Genomic DNA, 25,397 nt, shown 5'->3' on the forward strand with positions numbered 1-25,397 from the left:
TTCCCCCTTCACCCCATCCGCACGCACTTCTCATAGAGGTCCGGCAGACGGCGGTCGCCGTCGTACGCCGCCTTGACGGCCGCGTACTTGTCGCCGTTGTAGAGCCGCCAGAACTCGTCCTGGTCGTAGTGAACCGTCGAGTAGAGCGACTTATGCCCGCCCGCCGCGGTCACCGCCTCCTCGATCAGCCGGTTGTGGTGGCCGTCCGGCTGACCGGGCTCGAGGTCCACCGTCGACCAGAAGCCGACGTTGACGTAGAGCTCGCCGGGTTCGAGCGGGTACAGCGGCCAGGCCTGACCGGAGCGCAGGCGCAGCGGGCACAGCCAGACCGGCTCGATGCCGATCTCCCGGTGGAAGAAGTCCATGAACTTCGGCCCGGCCGCCACCGGGACCTCGACGTCCTGGATCACGGCCTCCTGAGCGGGTTGCCTGCGCCAGCGGGCCAGCCGCGCCGTCAGCTGATGACGCCGGTCGAACGCGACGATCTTCCGGTAGACGTCGGACCGCCGATAGCGCTGCGGCCACAGCCTGCGAATTCTCGGATTTTGTACGCCGAACGCCCGCGAGCACCAGAACCAGTCGGTGTCCCACCGCCAGATGTAGTCATGCACGGTGAGGTGGTCGACCGACCGTTCACGTAGCGACTTGTAGTAGACCGACATCCCGGTGTAGTCGCTGACCGCGCCGGTGCCGTCCGGCAGGGTGTCGGTGAATCGGGCGAGCGTCAGATACATCTCGTCCGGCCCGAACACGGTGCCGTCGATGAAGTCGACCGGCCGGCCGTCGTGCTCGCCGGCGGCGCAGATCTCGGCCATCGCCGCCCAGCACGCCTCGGCCTCGTCGAATTTGAGATGCCGCAGCTCGACATAGGGCTGCACCGGCTCCAGCTCGATCTTCAGCCGCAGCGAATATCCCAGCGTCCCGTAAGAGTTGGGGAAGGCGCGGAACAGGTCGGCGTGCTCGTTGTCGCCGGTGGCGGTCACGATCCGGCCGTCGCCGGTCATGATCTCCATCTCGAGCACCGACTCGTGCGGCAGTCCGTTGCGGAACGACGTCGACTCGATCCCGAGCCCGGCCACGGCCCCACCGAGGGTGATCGTCTTGAGCTGCGGCACGACGAACGGCATCAGCCCATGGGCCAGGGTCGCCTCGACGAGCTTTTCGTAGGTGACCATGCCCTGCACGTCAGCGGTCCGGGCGACCGGGTCGACGCTGAGCACCTCGCTGAAGGCCTGGACGTCCAGCCCCGGTGACTTGGGGGCGGCGCCGTTGCTGAAGCGGAACAGGTTCGAGGTCTTCTTGGCGAGCTTCACCGGAGCGCCCGGCGGCAACGCCTCGTATGCCGACAGCAGCGCGCGTTTCGCGCGGTCATGTTCGGCGTACCGATCGGTAAGTCCTCCCACGAACGAACCCTAACCGCGTCCCCCGACACTTGTCAGGTGATCCGAGAGCGTCAATGTCGAGTGATGATCATCACGCACCGGGGTCAGTCCGCCGGCCGCAGCCGGTCCGGATCGACCGCCCGCTCCGGGAACCGGCGCAGATAGTCGTTCTCCAGCTCGACCATCCGCTCGGTGTGGTGGGCCAGCGCCTGCGGCGAGCCGTGCAGAAACGTCTCGTGCCGCGTCCGGTGCAGACTCTCCAACTCCTTGAGCAGCTCGCCGTCGCTGAGATCCTGGGCGGCGATCGCCTCGGGCAGATCCGTGGTCGTGACCTCGTCCATCGCGCTGCCTTACCCCGCCCCCGCCACCCGCTAACCCCGCCCTCACCCCGGCGCGGACGAGCGCCGGGGTTGATCGCCTCGTCCGGGAGTTGATCAGGGCGTGGCGGACACGACACGCCGGTTGATCACGACCGATAGTTCATGATCGGCGGGACAGTTGGGCGGGGCGGGCGGGAGGGACGGCTAGGCGGAGGAGAGGGCGGTGGCGGGGGCGACGCGGGCGGCGCGTACGGCCGGGTAGAGGCCGGCGATGCCGCCGATGACCAGGGTCGCGCCGAGTCCGCCGAAGGTGGCGTACAGCGGCATGACCGACGGCCAGTCCCGGGTGGCGGCGTACACGCCGGTGACGAGGATGCCCAGGGCCACCCCGCCCCCACCGCCCAGGAGGCTGAGCAGCAGCGATTCCGCGAGGAACTGGAGGCGTACCTGGCCCCGGGTCGCGCCGAGGGCTCGGCGCAGGCCGATCTCGGAGCGTCGTTCCAGGACCGAGATGACCATGGTGTTCGCCACCCCGACCCCGCCCACGAGCAGGGCGACTCCGCCGAGGCCGAGCAGCAGCCCGGTCAGGGCCGAGTCGGTCGCCTGTTTGGCGGCGAGCGCGTCGGACGGCCGGGACACCGCCACCTCGTTGGGCGCCTGCGGGTTCGCCGTCGGCCCGAGGACCGAGCGGACCTGCGCGATCTGGCTCTCCACCGCGCGTACGTAGATCTTGGTGGGGTGGCCGTCGAACCCGGCGAACTGCTGCGCCGAGGCCCAGCCGATGAGCGCGGCGCTGTCCAGTTCGGGCGCGAGCGGCACCGGGTTCAGGACGCCCACCACGGCGTACCACTGGTGGGAGAGCCAGACCAGCGCGCCGGGCGACCGGAGATCGAGCCTGGCGGCGGCGCGGGAGCCGAGGACCACGGCCGGAACCCGCGCGGTGGCCTCAGTGAGCCACGACCCGGCGTGGAGCGTCGCGCGGACCGTGCCGGGCAGGTCCTTGTCGACGGCCAGGACCGCGATGCTGCCGGTCTCCCCGGGCGGGATGTGGTCGTTGCGGTAGACCGCCGCGTCGACCAGGCCGGTGGCGGCGACCGCCTCGACCGGCGCGATCCGCCCGACCATCGAGGTGGCCGCGATCGGGAGTTTCGCGTCGTCGCCGCCGAGCGTGCTGCCCGGAGCGACGGTGAGCAGGTTCGTGCCCAGCCGGTTGAGGGTGCGGTCGAGGTCGGCCCGGCTCGACGAGGAGATGCCGACCACGGCCAGCATGGCGCCGATGCCGATGGCGATGCCCAGCGCGGACAGGAAGACGCGCATCGGCCGGGAGCGCAGCCCGCTCGCGCCGAGCCGGGCGACGTCGGCCGGGCTCAACCTGGTCATGACACTCCCGCCGCGAGGTTCGAGTCGTGCACGATTCGCCCGTCGCTCAGCTCCACCCGGCGCGGCAGCTGCTCTGCGAGCTGCCGGTCGTGCGTGATGACCACGACGGTGGTGCCCGCCGAGTGCAGATCGGTGAGCAGCCCGAGCACGGTCGTCCCCGACGCGCTGTCGAGGTTGCCGGTCGGCTCGTCGGCCAGCAGCAGCACCGGCTCCCCCACGATGGCCCGCGCGATCGCGACCCGCTGGCGCTCACCGCCCGAAAGCTGGTTCGGCAGGTGGTCCAGCCGATGGCCCAGGCCCACGCTGCGCAAGGCCGCCTCGGCCCGGGTCCGCCGGGCGCGCTGCGGGACCCCGGCATACAGCAGGCCGTCGGCCACGTTGTCCAGCACTGGTACGCCGGAAGCCAGGTGGAACTGCTGGAAGACGAAGCCGATGACGTCGGCCCGCAGCCGCGACAGCGCCTTGTCGGGCAGTACGCCGACCTCCCGCCCGTCGATGCGGACGTTGCCGGTCGTCGGCCGGTCGAGGGTGCCGAGCAGGTTGAGCAGGGTGGACTTGCCGGAGCCGCTCCGGCCGACGATGCCGACCAGTTCCCCCCGTTCGATGGTGAGGTCGACGTCGTGGAGCGCGGTGACGCCGCCCGGGTAGACCTTGGACACGTTCCGCAGTTCGACGGCCGGAGTGGCGCTCATGCGGGCACCCGGACGGTCATGCCCTCGGCGACGCCGCTGCCGGAGACCTCGACCCGGCCGCCCGCGAACAGCCCGATCCGTACGGCGACCACAGTGGACTTTCCACCGTCCACCAGTTCGATGCCGTACCCGCCCTCGGCGAGTGCCAGCAAGGCGGCGATCGGCACGGTCAGCACGTCCTTGCGCTCCTGCGCCGCATGGCGGACGGTCAGCGTGCCCCGGTCGAGGCGGCCGAGCGTCTTCTGGTCGGCGACCGCGATCAGGATCGTCACGGTCGGGCCGTGGCCTTCCGACTCGGGCGCGTCCGCGATCGAGTCCACCTTGCCGGGCACCGTGGCGCCGTCGGGCAGCTCGATCGTGACCGGTGCGGCGCGTACCGCCCATCCGGCGTCGGCGGTCTGGACCGAGACGGCGACCATCTTCGTCGTCCCGGTCGCCGACAGCACGTCGGCCGGGCTGGCCGCGCCCAGCCGCACGAGCTGCTGGGAGACGCGGACCGCGGCGGCGGCGTACACGACCTGACCGGCCGTCACCACCCCCGTCTCGGGCATGCCGACGGCGGCCTGCCAGCGCTTGACCGCGGTGGTGGTGGACGCCGAGAACTCCTTGTCGACGGTGAACCCGGAGTAGCCGAGCGCCTTGAGGTTGGTCTCGAACTGGGTGACGTCGGCCCCCTCGACACCGGCCTGGAGGTCCCGGTACATGGGCAGCCGCCCGTAGAGCAGCACCACCGGCGAGTCGTTCACCCGGACGAGCGGCTGCCCCCGGGTGATCGTCGTCCCCGGCGCGGCGAGCCAAGTGACCGTCCCCGTGGCGGTGCTCGCGATCGGCTGGGCGGCGCCGAAGCCGAGCTGCCCGTCCATCGTCACCCAGTTGATCAGCGTCTCCCGTTTGACCTGCTCGGTCTCCGCGCGGCTCGGTTCGGTGGCGGCCGGGTCGGGCGTACCGCCGCCGAAGCCGACCGAGGCCCAGGCCGCCGCCCCCGCCACGACGGCGACGGCGACGGCCACGACGATCGAGCGCCTCATCCCTGGGCCTTGCTGGGATCGATCCGCACGCCCCCGTTGATGATCGGCGAACAGATCACCTGCGCCCGCAGATCGGCGTCCGAACCGCTCCCCGAGTACGGCCCGTTCTCCGGGTAGTACCCGTCGGGACCCGGGTCCGGGAACTCAGGCACCCCGTTGTCTCGCATGCACTTGGCGTACTTGCGGGCGTTCTCGATCTCCTCGGCGGTCATGACCGGCCGCTCCTGCAACTCCTCCGGCACCGGCGGCAACAGTCCGCCGCACTTCTGCTGGCCGGCGCGGAACTTCGGATCGGCCTTGAGCTTGCGGAGGTCGCCTTCGAAGGTGAACCGGCCCTTGGCGTCCGGATCGGTCACCTTCAGGCCCTCGGCCCGCAGACAGGTCACGTAGACCCGGACGGCCTCGACGTACGCGCCGACGACGTCGGAGGTCGGGGCGATGGTCGGGGTGCCGCCCGCGCTCGCGACCTTCGGCTCCTCGTCCTTGCCACAGCCGGCCAGCGCGGCCACCAGCGCCGCCACCGCGACGATTCGTGTGATCTTCACGGCGACGGACGCTAGGGCGACTGTCGTGAAGAACTCGTGAAGAACCTGTGCGGCCCCCATGCGCTGCCCTTCCGCGCTTCCCCACCCGCTCTTCCCCCGCCTTAGGGTGATCATTGCGCCAGCCATGTCGTTGTGCGGACTCGGGTGATCATTGCGCCGGCCATGTCGTTGTGCGCCGCGAAATGTCCGAGTTCGCAGCATGGCCGACGCAATGATCACGCGTGGGGAGGCGGCATGGGAGCGCGCGTACTGGTGGCCGAGGACGACCGGAAGCAGGCCGAGCTGCTGCGGGTCTACCTCGAACGGGAGGGGCACAGCGTGCTCGTGGTCGGCGACGGCCGGGCGGCGCTCGACCGCAGCCGGGCGTACCGGCCGGACCTGGTCGTGCTCGACGTGATGATGCCGCTGGTCGACGGGCTGGACGTGTGCCGCATCCTGCGGGCCGAGTCCGACGTCGCGATCCTGCTGCTGACCGCCCGCAGCGCGGAGGACGACCTGCTGCTGGGCCTCGACATCGGCGCCGATGACTACATGACCAAGCCGTTCAGCCCCCGGGAGCTGACCGCCCGCGTACGCGCGCTGCTGCGCCGGTCCGGCCGGATCACCTCGCCCGAGGAGGAGGTGCTGACGGTGGGCGAGCTGATCGTCGACCCCGGCCGGTTCGAGGTACGCGTCGGCGACCGCCCGATCGGGCTGACCGCCAAGGAGTTCGGCATCCTGCAGGTGCTGGCGGCCGAGCCGGGGCGGGTCTTCACCCGCGCCCAGATCATCGACCGGGCGTTCGGGTTCGACCACTACGTCGAGGAGCGGACGGTCGACGCCCACGTGATGAACCTGCGCCGCAAGATCGAGGATGATCCGGCCGCGCCGCGATACGTGCAGACCGTGTACGGCCGTGGCTACCGGATCTCGCCCGGCTCGCCAGACCCGGTCGCAGCATGAGCTTCCGGCTCCGGGTCCTGTTGCTGACGATGGTGCTGGTGGCGACGTCGTCGGCGGCCACCGCCTGGCTGACGCTGCAACAGGCCAACCGCGCCCTGACCAGCTACGTCGCGGCCAGTCATCGAGACGTCGAGGACGCCGTCGCGGTGCTCGCCGCCTATGGGCGTACGCATCCCACCTGGTCCGGCGTCGCCGACCCGGTCCGGGACCTCGCCGGGCGGCTCAACCAGCGGATCCGCGTCGTCGACGACTCCGGGGTGGTCCTCGCCGACTCCGACGTGCTGGCCGGCCGGGCCGCCCGGCCCACCGTGGGCGCGCCGTCTCTCGTGGATACCCGCCCCCTGCTGGTCTTTCCACCCGGCATGGACTCCTACGGCCGATTCCGGTTCACCGTCGCCGTCGTGGACGCCTTCTGGCGGGGCAGGATCATGACGGCCTGTGCGGAGGGCGCAGGACTGGGCGTACGCGTCGTCGAGACCAAGTTCAAGCCGCCGTACTACGAGGTCACCGGCGGCACCGAGGCAGCCCGCACGGCGTGCAACCGGCAGGGCAAGGAGGCGAGCCGGCCCGCCGGTCCGGTGGACGAACGCGGCAAGACCTGCCTGAACCGCGACGACGACGCGGCGTGCCTGGCGGAAGTGCTGAACGTGCACCTCGCGGCGTACGCCCCGAAGCCCGTCCAGGTCTACCTCGGCGCGCTGGACGAGGTACCGGCGCGGGGCGTACCGGCGCGGGCCATCGGCCTGGCGGCCGCCGCGGTCGTGCTCGTCACCGCGGTGTGCGCCGTCCTGCTGAGCCGCCGGGTGCTACGTCCCATCGGCGCGCTCACGACGGCCTCCCGGGCGATGGCGACCGAGGGACGCGCCGACCCCGTGCCGGTCACCGGCCACGACGAACTGGCGGAACTGGCCCGGACGTTCAACCGCATGGCCGGATCGCTGGCCGCCAGCGAGGAACGGCAGCGACGGCTCATCGCCGACGTGGCCCACGAGCTGCGTACGCCGCTGGCGAACCTGCGGGGATATCTCGAAGCGCTCTCCGACGGCGTCCTGCGGCCCAGTCCGGAGCTGTTCGTCTCGCTGCACGAGGAGGCCCTGTTGCAGCAGCGCATCGTCGACGACCTGCAGGACCTCGCACTGGCCGAGGCCGGGGTGCTGGCGTACCACTGGACCTCGGTGGACCTCGCGGAACTCGCGGAGACCGCGCGTACGGCTCATGCGGCGGTCGCGGAGGCGGCCGGTCTCACCATCGGCCTGACCGTCGACGCCCAGGTCACCGTCGACGCCGATCCCGACCGGCTCCGGCAGGTCCTGGGCAATCTGCTCCGGAATGCGATCACGGCGACCCCGGCCGGCGGCCGGATCACGCTGACCGTCTCGGCCGACGACACCGCCACTGCCGAAGCGTCGGCGATCGTCCAGGTCAGCGACACCGGACGCGGGATCGCCCCCGCCGACCTCGCGCACGTCTTCGACCGGCTGTGGCGGGGCGATCCGGCCCGGGGACGCGGCGGGACCGGACTCGGGCTGGCCATCGCGCGGCAGATCGTCAGCGACCACGGCGGCGTCCTCGACGTCGCCAGCGAAGTCGGCGTCGGCACCACCTTCACCATCCGACTCCCGCTGTCATCCCCCGCCCCGCCCCGCTGATCCGCGCCGACCCCCGCTGCTCCGCGCTGGATCAGGGTTCTCGGCCGAATCATGGCGCAAGATTCGACCGAGAACCCTGATCCAGCGCCAGGAGATCCCCGCGCAGTACGCTGAACCGCATGGCAGGACCCATCGCCCTGGTCGGCTCCGGCGAGTACACCGACGCCATGTTCGACGTCGACAAGCACCTGCTCGACGGTCGTCCGCGGCGGTACGTCCAGATCCCGACGGCGGCCGCGCCGGAGGGCGACGGAAGCCTGAACCATTGGATCTCGCTCGGCCGGCGGCACGCGGAGAAGCTGGACGCCGAGCCGGTTCCGCTGGTCGTCCGCACGCGCGAGGATGCCGAGGATCCGGCGTTCGTCGAGCAGCTGACCGCAGAGGCGCCTGGGTTGATCTACTTCTCCGGCGGCAACCCCCTCTACGTCACCGAGGCGTTCCGCGACACGAAACTGTGGGCGGCCATCGTCCAGCTGTGGGAGAACGGGACCGCACTGGCCGGGTGCAGCGCGGGAGCGATGGCCTTCGGCGGCTGGGTGCCCGACATCCGGCATCCGACCAAGGCCGGTGCGCCCGGACTCGGTCTGGTGCCCGGTTTGCGGGTGTTGCCGCATTTCGACAAGTTCCTGGGCCGGATGCCGAACCTGATGCTGCGGCCGTTGCTGCGCCCGCGGGAGGGCATGCGGATCGTCGGGATCGACGAGGACACCGCCCTGGTCGGCGACGGTCACGAGTGGACCGTCTGGGGCCGGTCGCAGGTGTGGCTGCTCGACGACGGACATCGGCAGGGCATTCCGTCCGGATCGCCCGTGACGCTGTAAGCGCGTGAAGACCGCGACGCTGCGACGAACTGCGGAAACCGGACAGGCGACCATTGCGCGAACGAGATGCCCTGGTAGGGTCGGTCCACAACGGACTCACACATCTCGAAACGTTGTGAGAAACGCGATGACACCTGCCGCCTTCCCGGGGCGGAAGTGTCCCGCGGGAGTAATATCACCGCGTTCGACGTCAGGTCCGTAAGGACAACCCACTACCGGCGGTGATCCATGGTCTCCGGACTTCGCGAAGACGGCAGCCCCGCATACGCCGTGCCGACGTCTCTGAAGGTCGTCGTGGCGGGCGGGCTCGGCGCCGGCAAGTCCACCTTGGTCGGTTCGGTCAGCGAGATCACGCCGCTGCACACCGAAGAGGTCTACACCACGAAGGATCCGCGCACCGGCGTACGCCGCTCGAGCACGGTGACCATGGACTTCGGCTGGCTCACCTTCGACGAGGACCTCGTCCTCTACCTGTTCAGCGCGCCGGGCCAGGAAGGCCTCTGGCCGCTGTGGGACGAGGTCGCGCTGGGCGCCCTCGGTGCGATCGTGCTGGCCGACACCGAGCGGCTGAGCGAGTGCTTCGCCGCCATCGACTACTTCGAGCAGCGTGGCACGCCGTTCATGATCGCGGTCAACCCGTTCTTCGGCCGCCAGCGGTTCGACCTGCAGACCGTGCGGGCGGCGCTGGCGTTGCGGCCGGGTGTGCCGGTCGTCCAGTGTGACGTCCGCGACCCGCGCGCCGGCCGCGAGCTTCTGGTCACCTTGATCGAGCACGTCCGGACCCGCACGCTGGCCGAAGCCACCGCGTAACTCGGGCTGCCGGGAGCCCGACGGGGTAATCTGGCGATCATGAGTGAGCACTTCGACGTGGTCGTGCTGGGCGCCGGGCCCGGCGGTTACACCGCGGCGGTCCGCGCCGCGCAGCTCGGCAAGAAGGTCGCCGTCGTCGAGGAGCGCTTCTGGGGCGGCGTCTGTCTCAACATCGGCTGTATCCCGTCGAAGGCGCTGCTCCGCAACGCCGAGCTGGCGCACATCTTCCGGGACGAGCAGAAGCTCTTCGGCATCCAGGTCGAGGGCACGGTGAAGTTCGACTACACGGCGGCGTTCGAGCGCAGCCGCAAGGTCGCCGACGGCCGGGTCAAGGGCGTCAACTTCCTGATGAAGAAGAACTCGATCACGCAGTTCAACGCCCGCGGGACCTTCCTCGACGACCACACGCTGCAGGTCGGCGACGAGCGGATCACCTTCGCCAACTGCATCATCGCCACCGGATCGGTGACCCGCCTGATCCCCGGCACCCAGCTCTCCGAGCGCGTCGTGACCTACGAGGAGCAGATCCTCACCGACCAGCTGCCCGGGAGCATCATCATCGCCGGGGCCGGCGCGATCGGCGTCGAGTTCGCGTACGTCCTGCACAACTACGGCGTCAAGGTCACCATCGTCGAGTTCCTCGACCGGCTGGTCCCGCTGGAGGACGAGGAGGTCTCGGCCGAGCTCGCCAAGCGCTACAAGCGCATGGGCGTCGAGATCCACACCGGCACGCGGGTCGACGCGATCGACGACGACGGCGCCAAGGTCCGCGTGCGGGTCACCAAGGACGGGCAACAGCAGGTGCTCGAGGCCGACAAGGTGCTCCAGGCCATCGGCTTCGCGCCCCGCGTCGAGGGTTACGGCCTCGACAAGGCAGGCGTACGCCTGACGCAGCGCGGCGCGATCGACGTCGACGGGCGATGCCGGACGAACGTCCCCCACATCTACGCCATCGGGGACGTGACGGCCAAGCTGATGCTGGCGCACGCCGCCGAGGCGATGGGCGTCATCGCGGCCGAGACGATCGGCGACGCGGAGACGATGGAGCTGGACTACGTCATGATCCCCCGAGCGACCTACTGCCAGCCGCAGATCGCCAGCTTCGGCTGGACCGAGGCGCAGGCCCGGGAGCGCGGCTTCGACGTCAAGGTCGCGAAGTTCCCGTTCACGGCCAACGGCAAGTCGAACGGGCTCGGCGACACGGTCGGCTTCGTCAAGGTCATCAGCGACGACAAGCACGGCGAGATCCTCGGCGCGCACTTGATCGGCCCGGAGGTGACCGAGCTGCTGCCCGAGCTGACCCTGGCCCAGCTCTGGGACCTGACCGTGCACGAGGTCGCCCGCAACGTCCACGCTCACCCGACCCTCGGCGAGGCGGTCAAGGAGGCGGTTCACGGCCTGGCCGGCCACATGATCAACATGTGATCGGTAGAGTCGGGGTCGTGGAGACCGCGATCCTGGGCCGCACCGGCCGCACCGTGGGCAAGGTCGGACTCGGCGCCTGGCAGCTGGGCGCCGATTGGGGCGAGGTCGCCGAGGACGACGCGTACGCCGTTCTCGGGGCCGCCGTCGACTCCGGCGTCACCTTCATCGACACCGCCGACGTCTACGGCGACGGCCGCAGTGAGCAGTTCGTCGGGCGGTTCGTCCAGGACCGCCCGGGGTTGACCGTCGCCACGAAGATGGGCCGCCGGGTGCCGCAGGAGGTGTCGGCGTACACACTGGACAACTTCCGGCGGTGGAACGACCGGTCGCGGCAGAACCTCGGGGTGGACACGCTGGACCTGGTCCAGCTGCACTGCCCGCCGACGCCGGTGTACTCCTCCGACGCCGTCTACGACGCCCTGGACACGCTGGTCGCCGAGAAGCGGATCGCGGCGTACGGGGTGAGTGTGGAGACCTGTGACGAGGCGTTGACCGCTATCGCCCGGCCCAACGTGGCGACCGTGCAGATCATCCTCAACGCCCTGCGGCTCAAGCCGCTGGAGCGCGTACTGCCCGCCGCGCAGGCGGCCGGGGTCGGGATCATCGCGCGGGTGCCGCTGGCCAGCGGCCTGCTGTCCGGACGCTACGACGAGCACACCACGTTCGCCGCGAACGACCACCGGAACTTCAACCGGCACGGGGAGGCCTTCGACGTCGGCGAGACCTTCTCCGGCGTCCCGTTCGAGGTCGGGCTGGAAGCCGTACGCCGGCTGCGGTCGCTGGTGCCGGCCGGGGCGACGATGGCGCAGTTCGCCTTGCGCTGGATCATCGACCAGCCCGGGGTCAGCGTCGTGATCCCCGGAGCCCGCTCGCCCGAGCAGGCGAAAGCCAACGCCACCGCCGCCGGCCTCGCACCGCTGAGCGCCGAGGCGAAGCAAGGCGTCACCGAGGTCTACGACGAGCTGATCCGGCCACTCGTGCACAACCGCTGGTAACGGGCCACCCTAAGCCAGACCTGCCGGTGCAGGGCGGGATTGGACAAACCCGGGATTCCGCGTACGGATCATGGCAGCGTCACCATCGTTATGACGATCCTGACTCTCGGGGTGGCCGTCGTCCAGGCGCTTTCGCCGGTCGCGGCCCCAGCACCCCTCTCCGTGGCAGCCGCCCTGGACGCGCCGGTCCAGGTCGCCCTGCAGACCCAGTCCACCGGCGCGAACACGGTCTACGAGATCGTGCTGACCAACACCTCGGCGGCGCCCGTCACCACGACGGTGGTGCAGCGGCTGCCGGAGGGTTCGGCCGGCCTCGTCGCCGACGGCGCGAAAGTGGACGGCGACCGCGTCCTCTGGTCGGCCAAGGTGGCGCCGAAGGCGCAGACGACGTTGCGAAGCTCCGGCACGCTGCCGGTCCCGCACGCCGCCGAACCGGTGACCGCCTGCGCGAACGACGCCGCCTCGGGTCGCCTGCTCGACTGCGCCGCGGCCGACGTCGCCTCCGTGGCGGGACCGGAAGCACCCTGGTGGCGCCGTTGGCTGCCGTTCGTCGTCCTGGCCGCTGCTCTCGGCGTACTCATCTGGTGGGGACGACGGGCCTGGCAACGCCGCGAAGCGCGACCGGCACGCGAACCGCGACCGAGGAAGCCGCGCCGCGACATCGCCTGGTGGGTGCCGGTCGGCCTGGCCGCGGTCGCGGTGATCGTGGTGAGCGCGCTGGCGCTCCTGGTGCTGGCGCCACGAGTGGCGACCGCGGTGGAGAACGCGCAGGGAGTACGCGCGCACGCGTGGAACGGGCCGCAGTCCGAGGCTGAGCTGGGCCATGAGGCGTCCGACGGGACCGCGCACTTCACGATCTACTCGGCGAGCTGTTCCGGCGGCAAGACCACGACGTGCGACGTCACCGCGTCGGTCCGGGCGGGCGACCAACCCGTGCAGCTGTACCGCACCATGCAACGCGTATACACATCGGACACCACCTGGGTGGAGCCCGACCCGGCCGCCGTGCTCGCGGCCAACGGCGGCGACCCGTTCGCCCTCGCCGTTCCTCCCGGCCTGGAGCGGCTGATGGCGCTGCGGTTCACGCTGCCGGCCGGTGCGCAGCCGGAACGGCTGGAGCTGCACGACGGCGCTTTCGCTGGAGGGATTTACCTGAACCTGGAATGATGCCGCGATGGCGCATTACCAGCCCACCGACGGCATCGTCGTGGTCACCGGCGGAGCAAGCGGCATCGGCCTGGCCCTGGCCCAGCGGTTCGCCGCGGACGGGGCCAGAGTCGTGCTCGCCGACCTCGACGGCGCCCGCGCCGCTCGGGCGGCGTATGCCCTCGGCGAGGGACACGGCGGGATCGGGCTCGACGTCACCGACGAAGAGGCGGTGGCCCGGGCGGTCGACCGCATCGAGGACGAACTCGGCCCGATCGGGATGTGGTGCTCGAACGCGGGCGTGGCGACGCCCCCCGGCCTCGGCACCGACGCCGACTGGGAGCTGGCCTGGGGCGTGCACGTCCTCGCCCACCTGTACGCCGCGCGTACGGTGCTGCCGCGGATGGTCGAACGGGGCCGCGGGCACTTCCTCGTCACCGCCTCCGCCGCCGGACTGCTGACCGAACTCGACGTCGCCGCGTACGCCGTGAGCAAGCACGGGGCGGTGGCGCTCGCCGAATGGCTGGCCATCCGCTACGGCGGCACCGGGGTCACCTTCTCCTGCCTGTGCCCGCAAGGCGTGCGTACGCCGTTGCTGGACGGCGCGCCCGCGGACTCCGCGACGCTCGCCGCGGCTCCCCTGCTCGAACCGTCGCAGGTCGCCGACTGTGTCGTCGAGGCCATCGACGAGGGGCGGTTCCTGATCCTGCCGCATCCCGAGGTCGCCCAGTACTCGCTGAACCGGGTCACCGACCCGGACCGCTGGCTCGGCGGGATGCGCAAGCTCTACCAGCGTCTGCATCCCTGACCCGCCCCTTGAACGGCTGACAGTAACCGGTTACCATCGGCCTCCGTTCAGCGCTGGATCAGGGATCTGGGTCGAATCTTGACGCAAGATTCGACCCAGATCCCTGATCCAGTGCGCATGAGTCCGCCAGCAGGGAGCCGTAGTGCCGCACGTGATCGTCTTCGGGGTGGACGGCGTACGCCTCGACACCCTCGCCGCCGCGCACACCCCGCGCATCGACGCCGTCGCCGAGGCCGGCTTCTTCAGCTCGTTCGAGGTCAACGCCACCGCACCCGTGCTGTCCGGCCCGTGCTGGACGACGGTCGCCACCGGCATGTGGCCCGAGGCGCACGGGGTCTTCGGCAACACGTTCACCGGGCATCGGCTGGGCGTCTTCCCCGACTTCCTGACCCTGGCCAAGCGCCGGGGACTGCGCACGTACGCCGCCCTCACCTGGGCGCCGCTGGCCACCGGCTCCTACGGCGGCCCGTTGTTCAGCGACCCGACCCGCCTGTCGTACGCCGACGGCGAGGCGCTCGGTCACGCCGAAGCCGACCAGCTCGTGGTCGACGACGCCGCCCGCGCGCTCGGCACCGGCGGGTTCGACGCCGCCTTCGTCTACATCGGAGCGCCCGACGAGGTGGCCCACGCCGTCGGCACCGGACCGGAGTATCGCGCGGCGGTCGAACGGGCGGACGCCCAGATCGGCCAGGTCCTCGACGCGACCGCCCACCTGGAGGACGTGACCGTCGTCGTGGTCACCGATCACGGCCATCGCGACGGCGGCGGCCACGGTGGGCGTACCGAATGGGAGAAGCAGGCCTGGATCGCGGCGAGAGGGCCCGGGGTCCCGACCTGCGCGACCCCGGTCTGCCACGCGGACATCGCGCCGCAGGTCATGGCGGTGTTCGGGCTCGACGCCGCCACGATGGCCGGCGTTCCGTTCGGTCGCCGCTGATGCCGCCCACCGCGTTGGCGCTCGTCGCCGCCTCGGTCCTGTGCCACGCCACGTGGAATCTGCTCGCCAAGCGCGCGGGCAGCGCCAGCGGGCCGGTCTTCGTCGGGATGTGGTCGGCGGTCGCCGCCCTGCTCTGGGCCCCGTTGGGCGTCTGGACCCTGTGGACCGCGTGGACCTCGCTCGACTGGCGTACGCCGTTGTTCATCGGGGCGGCCCTGGTCCTCCACACCGGCTACTACCTTGTGCTGCAACGGGGTTACCGGGTCGGCGACCTCTCCGTCGTCTACCCCGTCGCCCGGGGCACCGGCCCGCTACTGGCCAGCAGCGTCGCCGTCCTGGTCTGGCACGAGCGGCCGGGCCTGCTCGGCTGGGCCGGCATCCTGGCGCTCTCGGTGAGCGTCGCCCTGCTCGGTCTCCGCAAGGCCAGCAGCGGCATCGGGTACGGCCTGCTCGTCGGCGTGTTCATCGCGGCGTACACGTTGCTGGACAAGCAGGCCGTGACGGCCGCCGCCATCCCGCCCATCCTCGTGAACTGGGGCACCGACACGCTGCGGGCGCTGTCGTTCACCCCGCTCCTCGTTCGACGCCGCGCTCAGGTACGCGAAGTCTGGCGCGAACACTGGAAGAGCGCGCTCGGCACGGCGATCTTCTCCCCCGCCTCCTACATGCTCATCCTGACCGCGCTGACGGTCGCACCGGTGACGGTCATCGCCCCGTTGCGGGAGGTCAGCGTCGTCCTGGTGGTCTTCCTCGGCGCACGGCTGCTCGGCGAACGCGACATGTGGCGGCGGCTGGTCTGCGCGTTCGGCGTGGTGCTCGGCGCGGCCGGGACACTGCTCGGCCGATCCTGACGCCCGCCATTCGCGTGATCATTGCGCCACCCATGCTGTTTCACGTGGCGAAATGTCCGTTGAAACAGCATGGCTGACGCAATGATCACGCCGAATCAGGGGACTGCGAAGAAGTCGAGCAGGAACGGGTCCAGCTCGATGCCGTGCTGCTGCGGCAACGTGTGGTGGGACGCGTCGGGCAGCATCACGACGCTGACATCCTTCAGCACCTGCAAGGCGTGGTCGCGTACCACGGTCACGTCGTGCACCTGGCTCCGCCCGCCCAGCACGAGCAACACCGGCGTCTCCAGCATCCGAAGCTCCTCATCAGACGGACGCTTCGGCCGCACCACCTTGGCGCCGTTGCGGCCCTGCGCGCCGGTCGCGACCAGGGTCAGCCACGCGGGGTCCAGCGCCCGCCCGCCGGTCTCCCAGGCGAAGAACCGCCGCCACCGCCGCTCGCCGCCCACCACCAGCGCGGGCAGGCTCCGCAGAACGTACTTCGGCGACATCGGCGCGAAGCAGGTCGTCGGGTCGATCAACGCGAGCCGCCGCACGCGCCGCGTCTCCACCGCCGACGCCAACGCGACCCACGCTCCGTAGGAATGCCCGGCCACATCGGCTCGATCCAGGCCCAATCCGTCCAGCACCGTGGCGAACCAGGCCGCGACATCTCCTCTGGTACGCACAGCGCCCGGACGGGGACGGCTACGCCCGGCGTCGCAGATGAGGTCGACGGCGTAAACCCGGCGCTCCCGCGCCAACGCCTCGACGTCGGCGAACCACACCGCCGACGTCGAGCCACCGCCGTGGAGCAGCACCAGCGGATCCCCGACGGCCGGACCGGCGGCCAGCACCCGAGTCGTCCCGAACCGCGACTCCAGGTCCAGCGGCTCGACCTCGACGGGCCACTGCGCCACCACGGCGTCGTACGCGTTCATGCGCTCACTCTGCCAGACGGCCGGATGTTCCCGCCGCCGCGGCAAGCCGATCCCTGATCTTCGTGATCTGTTCCATCGCGTCGTTCCGATCCACCGTCGCAAGATCGCCGAAGTACCGCGCATGAGATTCGTGACTCCGCTCCGCGGCAGCGAGAGCGTCGTGGACACGGCCTTGCTTCTCCAGGTTCTCCGCCCGGACGGCGTGCAGATACAGGTTCAGCCGATGCGCGTTCCGACTCTCGGCCTCCGGCGGCAGCTTCGCTCCCGCCGCCTCCAGCAGAGCCGTCGCTTCATCGAGCCGGTCACCGCTCTCGGTCAGGGCGTTGGCGTAGTCGATCTGAGCTTCGACCAGGCTGTGCGGCGTTTCCATGTACTCGGAGATCTGCCCGGCCACCTCCAGCACATGCGCCCAGATCTCGAGCGTCTCCGCATGGCGACCCTGGGCATGAAGCGCGTGCGCGTACATACCGTGCGCCTCGGCGTACGTCGCCACGGTGGTCACCGATGCCTCGCCGATCCCGGACAGCAAGTCCACCGCGCGCTTCGCGGACGCCTCCATCTCCGGAAACCGGTGCAGATCGTGGAGCACCCGTGCTCGGTCGATGTGGCACGACGCCTGGTGGACGGGGTCTCCGGGAAGGCAGGCCGCCGCCGCGTCGAGGGACGCCAGTGCCGCTTCCCGGCTGCCCAAGACTCGCTCGACGGCCGCCCGATTGCACAGCGCTACGCCCCGAGCCGGCCGCAGCTTCGCCTCCTCCGGATCAGCCGTCTCCAGGAGGCGCAGCGCGTTCTCGACATGTGCCAAGCTCGGACCCGGGCGGCCGAGCCGAAGATGGACTATGCCCAGCCGGAGGTGCGCCCAGACAAGGTCCGGATCGGCGCGGTCTCCGATCGTGTACTCCGTCAATGCGAGGATTGCCCGCGCCAGAAGCGGTTCGGCTTCGGCCCAGCGGTCGAGGGCGGCGAGCGCGTAGCCTTCCTCCGCGTCGGCACGCCCCTCGGCGACCGCACGCGACCGCTGGTCCCGGCCATAGAACTCGTCGAACCGTTCACGGGCCTCCCGCACCAGCTGCAACCCGGTGTGGTAGTCGCCTTGCCAGTTCCAGCGAGCGGCGCTGATCAGTTGGTGCGGGTAGACGATGTCGTTCGCCCGCCGCCGGAACAAACGCATCATCGGGTGCGCTCACTCTCTTTCGCCGCGAGGCCGGCCATCGTCGCCTCACGGTCGGCGAGGGAAGATCGGTAGCGATCAGGGAGTTCCTCGGCGAGGCGTCGGGTCAGGTCGACGGATTCGGTGATCGCGGCCAGCCCGTCGGCCGGGCGGGCGAGCGTATCGAGGACGGCCGCCTGGGTCGCGAGTGCCTTGGCGAGCACAGCCCGATGACCGGTCGTCGAGTCCGACAGCGTCCGGCTGTGCGCCACGGCTTCCTCGGCGACCGGCAGGGCGAGTTCGGGCCGTTCGTTCGCGACGGCGACCTCGGCGGTGAGGATGAGGCAGGCGGCCACGATGAGGTCGGGGTCGGCCGTGGTGGCCCGGCGCGCCTCCAACGCCGTACGCACGGCTCGCGCGGCCTCCGGGATCCGCCCGGCTTTCAGCAGTTCCTGCCCGTGGAGGTAGAGGGCGGCGTGGTAGCTCGGCATCGAACGACGGCGCAGGCCGTGGCGTACGTGCCAGCGGAGCGCCCGTTCGGTCGTGGCGAGCGCCTCCGCTCGATCGTCCAAATCGGACATGGCCTCGGCGAGGGCGAGCAGCCCGGCCCCGTACGCCGTCCGAACGATGCCGCCGTCGTACTCCCGGGCTTTGGCCAGCGTCGCCACGGCGGGCCGGAGATAGACGAGAGCCTCCTCGTGGCGACCGGCCTCGTGCAGTGCCGTGCCCAGCAGCGCTTCCGCGCAGGCCAAGGCATTCCGGCGACGGCCTGTCGTCAGTTCCCGGCACTCCTCGTACGCCCGCCAGGCGAGATCCAGGCCCTCGGCGTACTCGCTGCGAGACAGCGCCCGCCAGGCACGCGCGTACTCGGGGATCCGGGCGAGCGTACGCCGGGTCGGCGCCCATCGCCGTAGCCGCAGCAACAGGTTGGCGAGGATCGTCGCGCCGAACATGTAGACGCCGATGATCGCGAGGTATCGCAGGATGTCGACCCACTTGTCGCTCACTGCGGGAGGGTACCGGGCTGGCTACTGGTTCCGCTCGCCTGAAGGTCTGCCAAGGCCGCCTCGCGGTCGGCGAGGATGGCCGAGTAGCGGGCGGGAAGCTTTTCGGCGAGTTGTCGTGTCAGCTCGACGGACTCGGTGACCACGAGGAGGGCGTCGGCCGGCCGGTCGAGCGCCGCCAGAACCTGAGCCTGAATGTAGAGCGCCTCGGCCAACGTCGGGCTCTCCGGCTTCCGCGCCCCGGCCACAGCGGCCTCGATGTAGGGCAGCGCGGCCACCGGGTTCCCGGTCGCGACGGCGATCTCGGCCAAAAGCGCGCGAGCGAGGATCACCGAGTCGTCGGCGTCGTTCTCTGCAGACGTGCGAGCCAGCCGCAGGCACTGCTGGACATCCTGCGCTGCCACCTCGTACTGACCCAGCTTGAACAGGTTGTTCGCCCGGACCAGCACGAATTCCTGGTAGATCTGGATCACGATGCGCCGGTCGCCGTTTCGGACACGCCGCCGGAGGCCTTCGTCCGCGAGCTTGACCGCCTCCGCATGATCTCCGGCGAGGTCGGCGATCCAGGCAAGTGAGTGGGTCGCGAGAACGTAGCAGGCCTCGAGGTATCCGGCGTCACGTTCCTTGGTCGCGCGGAGGGCCTCGCGAGCTGGAAGCAAGTAGGTGACCGCTTCCTCGTCTCTCCCGACATGGTGCAACGCCGCTCCGAGCAGTGCTTCGGCGCAGGCGAGGGCATTGCGGTGCCGGGGCCGGACGGCGGCGAGCCGGACTTTCTCGTACGCCCGCCGGGCGAGGTCAAGAAATCGGTCCGGATCGCTATCATTCCAGGCTCGAAAGGCTCCCGCGAATTCGGGCACGTGGCCAAGAAGGCGGACGGTGGGCGTACGCCGCCAGAGACGCTGCGCGACGATGCGGATCGCCGTCGCGAGCAGGACCGACACGACGGTGAGCACGATCAGCGCGACAAGATCCTCATCCACCGCGGCAGGGTACCGGGCGGGCTGCCGCGCCGCAGCCCGCCCGGACCTCCCATTCCCCCGGGGACTAGGGGATCGGCACGACCGCCGTCGGCACGTTGTATCCGCGGAGTCGCAGGTAGGGCGCTTGCCCGCCGAGGTCGGCCGTGGCGTACGCCGCCGTGATGGTGGTGGTTTCACCGGGCCAGAGCGAGACGTAGTTCTCGGTGTAGGTGACCGGCAGGACCTCGGTTCCGCCGTTGCCCGCTGTGACCTCCGGACGCAGGAAGAACGCGAGGTTCGTCGCGCTGGTGTTGGTCAGTGTGATGGTGACGGTCTCCTGCCCGCCGGCGACCGACCGGGAGACGGCGGTCGTGACGGAGGGGTTGGCCGGCAGGCTGCTCAGGCCGGTCAGGTTGGCGAAGGTCTTGGTCGTCGTCGAGTACCAGTTGCTCTTGTTCCCCAGCGCGTCCGGGGTGGTCGAGTACCAGTAGAGGTTGTTGCTGACCACGGCGCCGGTGCTGTCTTTGAGTTGCAGGCGCAGGAAGTAGGTCGGGCTCAACCCGTTCGGGGTGGGCACCGTCAAGGCCTGCGTCGAGGCGTTGGCCGCGGCGGTGATCGGCGCGGTCGTGGTCGACACCGTCGCCAGATTCGGGATGGTGTGCAGGGTCGCCGTCGCGGTCAGCCCGGGGCGGGCGGTCAGCGTCGAGTTGACCACGAAGACCTTCTTCGTGGCGTAGTCGTACGCGATGTGCACCGGCTCGTCGGCCTTCTTCGCGCCGAAGAAGCCGCCGCCGGGTTTGAAGTAGTAGTCGTAGAGGTTCCAGTGCACCGACGGCCAGGCGCTGTTGAGCATCCAGAAGATGGTGCCGAAGGATTGGCTGTACTCGTGGGAGTTCCAGGCCTCGAAGAAGCTGCGCGTGTTCTCGTAGTTCATCAGCTCGGCCTTGAGCGCGTAGTCGGCCGCGCTCGTGGCGGTGCCATACCGGCGGTTGAGGCCGTTGGTGTAGAGGCTGATGTTGTCGAACACGCTGCCCGGCTTGCCCGCGTGATAGTTCCAGGTGGTCCCGATCGGCCACAGCTCACCGGCCGGGATGAACTTCTGCAGGCTCTCCAGCGGCGGCGGCGCCTCGGTGCCCTCCTCACCGGTGGTCCCGAAGGCGCTGCCGTTCTTGGTCGTGTCCCACCAGAGCACCGGCGGCGCCCACTTGTAGGGGCCGTCCATCTTCATGCCCGCGTTCGAGTTCGACCAGGTCGCGACGTTGTCCAGGGTCGGGTTCTGCCAGTGCAGGCGGGTGGCGATCGACTTGTACGCCGTCAGATGCGCCGCGGTCGGCGGCTGGTCGCTCCCGTACGCCCAGACGAAGACGCTCGGGTGCCCGCGAAGCGACCGGAGCTGGGTCTCCAGCGAGGCCTGGGCGACCTGGGTCTGCTCGGCGGTCCAGCCGGAGTCGTTCTCCCAGGCGCTGCAGCAGGTGAAGCCCGGCATGATCAGGACGCCGGCCGCGTCGGCGAGGTCGTACAGCTCCTCGTTGCCGAGGGTGCCTTCGAGCCGGATCGTGTTGAGCCCCATCTCCTTGACGTAGCGGACGTGGGCCGCGTTCGTCTTGGTGTCCCAGCGCTGGAGCATGTCCCACATGTAGCCGCCGCCCCGGAACAGGATGTTCTGCCCGTTGATCCGGTAGCCGACGAAGGAGGTGCCGTTGACCGTCGTCCGATAGTCCGTGATCTGGCGTACGCCGAAGGCCGTGCTCTTGGTGTCGGAGGTGGACCCGCCGACGGCGGCGGTCAGGCTGAGCTGGTACTGCTCGGGGGAGCCGAACTGGTAGGGCCACCACAGCACCGGGTTGGTCAGGTGCAGTTGCGGGTACGCCACCGGGTCGAAGGCGATCTCTCGGCGCTCCCCCGCCGCCAGGGTCACCGTCTGGCTGACCGTCACGGTCGGCTGGCCGGGTTTGCTGATCGTCCCGGTGACGGTCGTGGTGACGGGCGCGGCTGTGGCGTTGACGGCGTCGGCGTACACCGTCAGGTCGGCCGCGTTCGTCGCGGGCAACGGCAGCACGGTTTTGACGTAGGGATCCCGCAGGGCCACCGGGCCGGTGGTCTCCAGCCGTGTCTTGCCCCAGAGCCCGGCGTTCATGTCGGGCACCTCGGGATTCCAGTCGACCGTGCAGAACGACAGGTCGCCGCAGCCCGGTTTGGCCGGGGTGACCCGGATGGCCAGCGCGTTGGTCTGACCGGGGCGGATCGCCGAGGTCACGTTGTACTCGTGCGCGGCGAGCGAGCCGACCGCGTTCCCGTCGAGCTGGACGCCGTTGAGCCAGATCTGCGCCCGATAGGTGATGCCGCCGAACCGCAGCCAGTACGCCTGATCGGCGGCGGCCGCGGCGGCGGTGAACTCACCGCGGAACCACCAGTCCTGCCCGGTCAGGTCGGGCACGTTCTTGAGGTTCTGGCCGAAGTAGATGTTCTGGTAGACGTTGTTCGCCACGAGCCCGGCCAGCACGGTCGAGGGCAGCGTGACCGGGTTCCAGCCCGAGGTCGAGTAGCCGACCTGGGAAATGGTCCCGCCGGTGTCGGCCAGGCCGGTGGCCGAGCGCAGCGCCCAGCCCGATTTCAGCTCGGTCGAGCCGACCGTCGCTCCGTCGGCCGCCGTCGGGCCGACCGGAACCAAGGCGATGAGAAACACCGCCACCGCAAACAATCGCAACGCGGGCTTCACAGGTACCGCCTCCTCACGATCCGGTGGGCCAGGTGATCTTCGGCGAGTGGTAGTAGTTGACGCCCATGACCTTCCAGCGTGGTCCCTGCGCGCCGAGGCGGGTGGCGAACGCCGTCCAGTTGTGCGTACTCCAGGGCGACCAGCCCAGCTCCGCCAGCGCGGGCAGCCGGGGGAAGACCATGTAGTCGATGTCGGCGGCGGTGCGGATCGTCTCGGTCCACAGCGGACCTTCGACGCCGAGCACCGACGCCTCGCCGACCCCGGTCAGGTATGCCCCGGGATTCCAGCTGTACGCCTTGTCGACCTCGATCAGCCCGGCCCAGGTCTGGCCGAGCTTGGTCTTGCGGACATACTTCATGTCCAGGTACGCGAGGTTCGCCGGGGACATCAGCACCTTGGTGCCGTTGGCGGCGGCTGCCGCGACGTTGCTGTCGGAGCTGGTCGTGCCCCAGAACTGGGCGACGGTCGACGGCAGCTCGTCGGACTTCACGATGTCGTGCCAGCCGATCGCCGTCTTGCCGTGCGCGGCGACGATGTTCTGCGCCCGGTTCATGAAGTAGGTGTAGTCGGCGGCCGTCGTGGACGACGCCTCGTCCCCGCCGATGTGGGCGTACGGCCCGGGGGTGATCGCCGAGAGTTCCCGGATCACGTCGTCGACGAAGGTGTAGGTCAGCTCCAGCGGTACGCACAACGAGCTGAACCCGACGTTGGTGCCCGTGTAGAGGTTCGGAGCGACACCGTTGCAGTTGAGCTGGGCGTACGAGGCGAGGGCGGCGTTGGTGTGGCCGGGCATGTCGATCTCGGGCACCACGGTGATGTACCGGGACGCCGCGTACGCGACGATCGCCTGGTAGTCGGCCTTGGTGTAATAGCCGCCGGGGTCGCCGCCGACCGATGTGCTGCCCCCGTACGCCGCCAGGTTCGGCCACGAGTCGATGACGATCCGCCAGCCTTGGTCGTCGGACAGGTGCAGATGCAGCGTATTGATCTTGTAGAGCGCGATCTCGTCGATGAGCCGCTCGACCGTGGCCACCGGGAAGAAGTGCCGCGCGACGTCCAGCATCATCCCTCGGTACGCGAACCGCGGATAGTCGACGATGGTGCCGCCCGGCACGGGCCAGGGTCCCGCCTGGACGGTCGCCGCGTCGGCCTCCGGCGGCAGCAGTTGCCGCAGCGTCTGCAGGCCGCGGAAGAGCCCGGCCGGTTGCAGGGCGCGGATCGCGACGGCGTTGGCCGCGACGGTGAGCTGATATCCCTCGGGGCCGACGGTCGCGGGCGCGCCGGAGAGCAGCAGCGAGATGCCGTCGCCGGGACTGGAACCGGGCGCGTCGGCCACCGGGAGGGCGTACCCGGTCGAGCGCCGCAACTGGGTCGCCAGGAGGGTCGCCACCGCCTGGGCGGCGGCCGAGCCCGGTTCGGCGTACACAGTGGTCGCCGAGGTGAGCTGGTAGGTGACGCCGGCCGCGGGAACCGAGCTCACCGGAGCCGGCACCACAGCGGCGAAGGTGACGACGGTGGCCGCCGGGGTCACCGGCGACAGGGGGACAGCCAGCAGGATCGCGAGTACTGCGCCAAACCTGGTCATAGATAGGTAACCTATCTAACAGATAGATCCAACGCAAGACGTCGATGCCTCGACATCGAGGTCACGACCCGAGGACATCCTTCGACGCCCGGCCCATGATCGAGATCGCCGTACGCCGAGGCAGCCGGTTCAGCACGGCGGACGACACCTTCATCAGCGCGCCCGGGACGACCCGCGGTCGCCTGCCCAACGCGCCCAGCGCCGCCGCCACCACCTGTTCCGGCGTGACCGTCCCGGGGGCGGGCTTGGCCGTCGAGGCCGCCAGCCCCGGAGTGCTGACCGCCCCGGCCACACACGCGACGGCGTCCACACCCGACGTACGCAACTCGGCCCACAGACCCTCGGCGAACACCGCGCCGAACGCCTTCGTTCCGGCGTACAAGCTGAGATTGGGCGAACCCTGCGCCCCCGCGAGCGAGGACATGACGACGAACCCGCCCCGCCCGCGCTCCTGCATCGCGGGCAGGAAGTGGCGCGCGAGCAGCATGGGCGCGCGGACGTTGAGGTCGATCGCGCGGCTGAGTTCAGCGGGGTCACTCGTGGCGAACGGGCCGATCGGCGAGAGCGCCGCGTTCGCGACGAGCAGGCCGATCTCCAGCCCGGAGACGGTCGCCACGACGGCCTCGATCCCCTCCGGCGTGGCCAGGTCGGCGGCCACCTCGATCTTGGGACCGGGCAGGTCGAGGGCGGGACGGCGGGCGACGAGCACGACGCCGAGCCCGCGCGCCGACAACTCCCGGGCGAACGCCGCCCCGATCCCCTGTGACGCGCCCGCCACCAGCGCCCACGGCCCATATCGTTCGGCGAACGTCACCAGGGTTCCTTCCGCATCCGGGCCATCATCGCGAACGGCATGAGCAGCCACGGCAGGTTGACCGCGAGCACGAAGCCGAAGTCGGGCGTCGCGTGCGGGCCGTAGCGCTCCTCCATCAAGATGATGAGCACGTTGGAGAGCATCATTCCGGACCAGACCAACGCGGGAACGCGGATCCAGTTCCGGCGGCGGACGAAAGCGTAGACGGCCGCGAGGTAGAACGGCCCGAACAGCAGCACGTCGATCCAGATGGTCGCCTTCCACCAGGGCGGACGGGCCATCAGCAGAGGGTCGTAGGTGTCGCCGTACCAGTGGATCAGGTCGAGCAGCGGACCCGGCGGCCACAACGGCGCGGCGAAGTGGGCGGGGTCGGCGATGATGAGCTGCTCGATGTCCACGATGTAGGTCACGAAGCCCAGGTTGATCAGAAAGAAGACCACGAACAGCAGGTCCACGGGTCGCCGTCGGAGGGGCATGCCGACACTCTAGGCCTCCCGGCGGTTACGCTCAGCCCT

Annotated in this window: 24 protein-coding genes; 10 read left to right on the forward strand and 14 right to left on the reverse strand. The window is 70.2% G+C overall.

Features of this window, described 5'->3' with window-relative positions:
- Positions 1-8: 8 nt before the first annotated feature.
- The 6 genes from AB0H43_RS23050 to AB0H43_RS23075 form a co-directional block, all read right to left on the reverse strand.
- Positions 9-1,403 carry an FAD-binding oxidoreductase gene (locus AB0H43_RS23050; RefSeq protein WP_360002158.1) on the reverse strand — a complete coding sequence of 465 codons (1,395 nt, stop codon included), beginning with the start codon at positions 1,401-1,403 and terminating at the stop codon, positions 9-11.
- 83 nt (positions 1,404-1,486) lie between these two features.
- Positions 1,487-1,723: a DUF6158 family protein gene (locus tag AB0H43_RS23055; protein ID WP_360002159.1), complete on the reverse strand. Its 237-nt coding sequence runs from the start codon at positions 1,721-1,723 to the stop codon at positions 1,487-1,489.
- 183 nt (positions 1,724-1,906) lie between these two features.
- Complete coding sequence (locus AB0H43_RS23060) at positions 1,907-3,082, reverse strand: ABC transporter permease (RefSeq protein ID WP_360002161.1); 1,176 nt, start codon at positions 3,080-3,082, stop codon at positions 1,907-1,909.
- Positions 3,079-3,774 carry an ABC transporter ATP-binding protein gene (locus tag AB0H43_RS23065; RefSeq protein ID WP_360002163.1) on the reverse strand — a complete coding sequence of 232 codons (696 nt, stop codon included), beginning with the start codon at positions 3,772-3,774 and terminating at the stop codon, positions 3,079-3,081. Before AB0H43_RS23065 ends, AB0H43_RS23060 begins: the two co-directional genes overlap by 4 nt.
- On the reverse strand, positions 3,771-4,802 hold the full coding sequence (locus AB0H43_RS23070) for a peptidoglycan-binding domain-containing protein (protein ID WP_360002165.1): 1,032 nt from the start codon (positions 4,800-4,802) through the stop codon (positions 3,771-3,773). Before AB0H43_RS23070 ends, AB0H43_RS23065 begins: the two co-directional genes overlap by 4 nt.
- A complete protein-coding gene (locus AB0H43_RS23075; RefSeq protein WP_360002167.1) occupies positions 4,799-5,347 on the reverse strand; it encodes a hypothetical protein in 549 nt (182 codons plus the stop codon). The genes AB0H43_RS23070 and AB0H43_RS23075 overlap by 4 nt, the downstream gene beginning before the upstream one ends.
- Before the next feature lie 234 nt (positions 5,348-5,581).
- On the opposite strand from AB0H43_RS23075, the gene AB0H43_RS23080 reads away from it, so the two are divergent.
- The 10 genes from AB0H43_RS23080 (at position 5,582) to AB0H43_RS23125 (ending at position 15,731) form a co-directional block, all read left to right on the forward strand.
- On the forward strand, positions 5,582-6,289 hold the full coding sequence (locus AB0H43_RS23080) for a response regulator transcription factor (protein ID WP_360002169.1): 708 nt from the start codon (positions 5,582-5,584) through the stop codon (positions 6,287-6,289).
- Entirely contained in the window at positions 6,286-7,938 is a 1,653-nt protein-coding gene (locus AB0H43_RS23085) for a HAMP domain-containing sensor histidine kinase (RefSeq protein WP_360002171.1), read from the forward strand. Before AB0H43_RS23080 ends, AB0H43_RS23085 begins: the two co-directional genes overlap by 4 nt.
- 119 nt (positions 7,939-8,057) lie before the next feature.
- Entirely contained in the window at positions 8,058-8,759 is a 702-nt protein-coding gene (locus AB0H43_RS23090; RefSeq protein ID WP_360002173.1) for a Type 1 glutamine amidotransferase-like domain-containing protein, read from the forward strand.
- 228 nt (positions 8,760-8,987) lie between these two features.
- Complete coding sequence (locus AB0H43_RS23095; RefSeq protein WP_360002175.1) at positions 8,988-9,569, forward strand: ATP/GTP-binding protein; 582 nt, start codon at positions 8,988-8,990, stop codon at positions 9,567-9,569.
- Positions 9,570-9,608: 39 nt separating this feature from the next.
- Positions 9,609-10,994 (forward strand): dihydrolipoyl dehydrogenase, encoded by a 1,386-nt coding sequence (gene lpdA / locus AB0H43_RS23100; protein ID WP_360002177.1) that lies wholly within the window; start codon positions 9,609-9,611, stop codon positions 10,992-10,994.
- A gap of 17 nt (positions 10,995-11,011) precedes the next feature.
- The gene (locus tag AB0H43_RS23105) at positions 11,012-11,989 is read left to right on the forward strand and encodes an aldo/keto reductase (protein WP_360002178.1); all 978 of its coding nucleotides are present in this window, start codon (positions 11,012-11,014) and stop codon (positions 11,987-11,989) included.
- A gap of 90 nt (positions 11,990-12,079) precedes the next feature.
- Entirely contained in the window at positions 12,080-13,156 is a 1,077-nt protein-coding gene (locus AB0H43_RS23110) for a hypothetical protein (RefSeq protein ID WP_360002180.1), read from the forward strand.
- Positions 13,157-13,163: 7 nt separating this feature from the next.
- Positions 13,164-13,943: an SDR family NAD(P)-dependent oxidoreductase gene (locus tag AB0H43_RS23115; RefSeq protein ID WP_360002182.1), complete on the forward strand. Its 780-nt coding sequence runs from the start codon at positions 13,164-13,166 to the stop codon at positions 13,941-13,943.
- Between the two features lie 142 nt (positions 13,944-14,085).
- A complete protein-coding gene (locus tag AB0H43_RS23120) occupies positions 14,086-14,880 on the forward strand; it encodes an alkaline phosphatase family protein (protein ID WP_360002184.1) in 795 nt (264 codons plus the stop codon).
- Positions 14,880-15,731 carry a DMT family transporter gene (locus tag AB0H43_RS23125; protein WP_360002187.1) on the forward strand — a complete coding sequence of 284 codons (852 nt, stop codon included), beginning with the start codon at positions 14,880-14,882 and terminating at the stop codon, positions 15,729-15,731. The genes AB0H43_RS23120 and AB0H43_RS23125 overlap by 1 nt, the downstream gene beginning before the upstream one ends.
- A 95-nt stretch (positions 15,732-15,826) precedes the next feature.
- On the opposite strand, the gene AB0H43_RS23130 is transcribed toward AB0H43_RS23125, so the two are convergent.
- From AB0H43_RS23130 to AB0H43_RS23165, 8 genes are all read right to left on the reverse strand, one after another.
- On the reverse strand, positions 15,827-16,651 hold the full coding sequence (locus AB0H43_RS23130) for an alpha/beta fold hydrolase (RefSeq protein ID WP_360002189.1): 825 nt from the start codon (positions 16,649-16,651) through the stop codon (positions 15,827-15,829).
- Positions 16,652-16,655: 4 nt separating this feature from the next.
- Positions 16,656-17,825: a tetratricopeptide repeat protein gene (locus tag AB0H43_RS23135; protein ID WP_360002191.1), complete on the reverse strand. Its 1,170-nt coding sequence runs from the start codon at positions 17,823-17,825 to the stop codon at positions 16,656-16,658.
- Entirely contained in the window at positions 17,822-18,808 is a 987-nt protein-coding gene (locus AB0H43_RS23140) for a hypothetical protein (RefSeq protein ID WP_360002193.1), read from the reverse strand. Before AB0H43_RS23140 ends, AB0H43_RS23135 begins: the two co-directional genes overlap by 4 nt.
- Positions 18,805-19,785 (reverse strand): hypothetical protein, encoded by a 981-nt coding sequence (locus AB0H43_RS23145; protein WP_360002195.1) that lies wholly within the window; start codon positions 19,783-19,785, stop codon positions 18,805-18,807. The genes AB0H43_RS23140 and AB0H43_RS23145 overlap by 4 nt, the downstream gene beginning before the upstream one ends.
- Before the next feature lie 64 nt (positions 19,786-19,849).
- Positions 19,850-22,456 (reverse strand): hypothetical protein, encoded by a 2,607-nt coding sequence (locus tag AB0H43_RS23150; protein WP_360002197.1) that lies wholly within the window; start codon positions 22,454-22,456, stop codon positions 19,850-19,852.
- 40 nt (positions 22,457-22,496) lie between these two features.
- Complete coding sequence (locus tag AB0H43_RS23155; RefSeq protein ID WP_360002198.1) at positions 22,497-24,068, reverse strand: beta-N-acetylhexosaminidase; 1,572 nt, start codon at positions 24,066-24,068, stop codon at positions 22,497-22,499.
- A gap of 61 nt (positions 24,069-24,129) precedes the next feature.
- A complete protein-coding gene (locus tag AB0H43_RS23160) occupies positions 24,130-24,882 on the reverse strand; it encodes an SDR family NAD(P)-dependent oxidoreductase (protein WP_360002200.1) in 753 nt (250 codons plus the stop codon).
- Complete coding sequence (locus AB0H43_RS23165; RefSeq protein WP_360002202.1) at positions 24,879-25,358, reverse strand: emopamil-binding family protein; 480 nt, start codon at positions 25,356-25,358, stop codon at positions 24,879-24,881. Before AB0H43_RS23165 ends, AB0H43_RS23160 begins: the two co-directional genes overlap by 4 nt.
- Between the last annotated feature and the right edge of the window lie 39 nt (positions 25,359-25,397).

It is taken from the genome of Hamadaea sp. NPDC050747 (genome assembly GCF_040654195.1).
In the GTDB taxonomy this organism is placed as follows: domain Bacteria; phylum Actinomycetota; class Actinomycetes; order Mycobacteriales; family Micromonosporaceae; genus Hamadaea.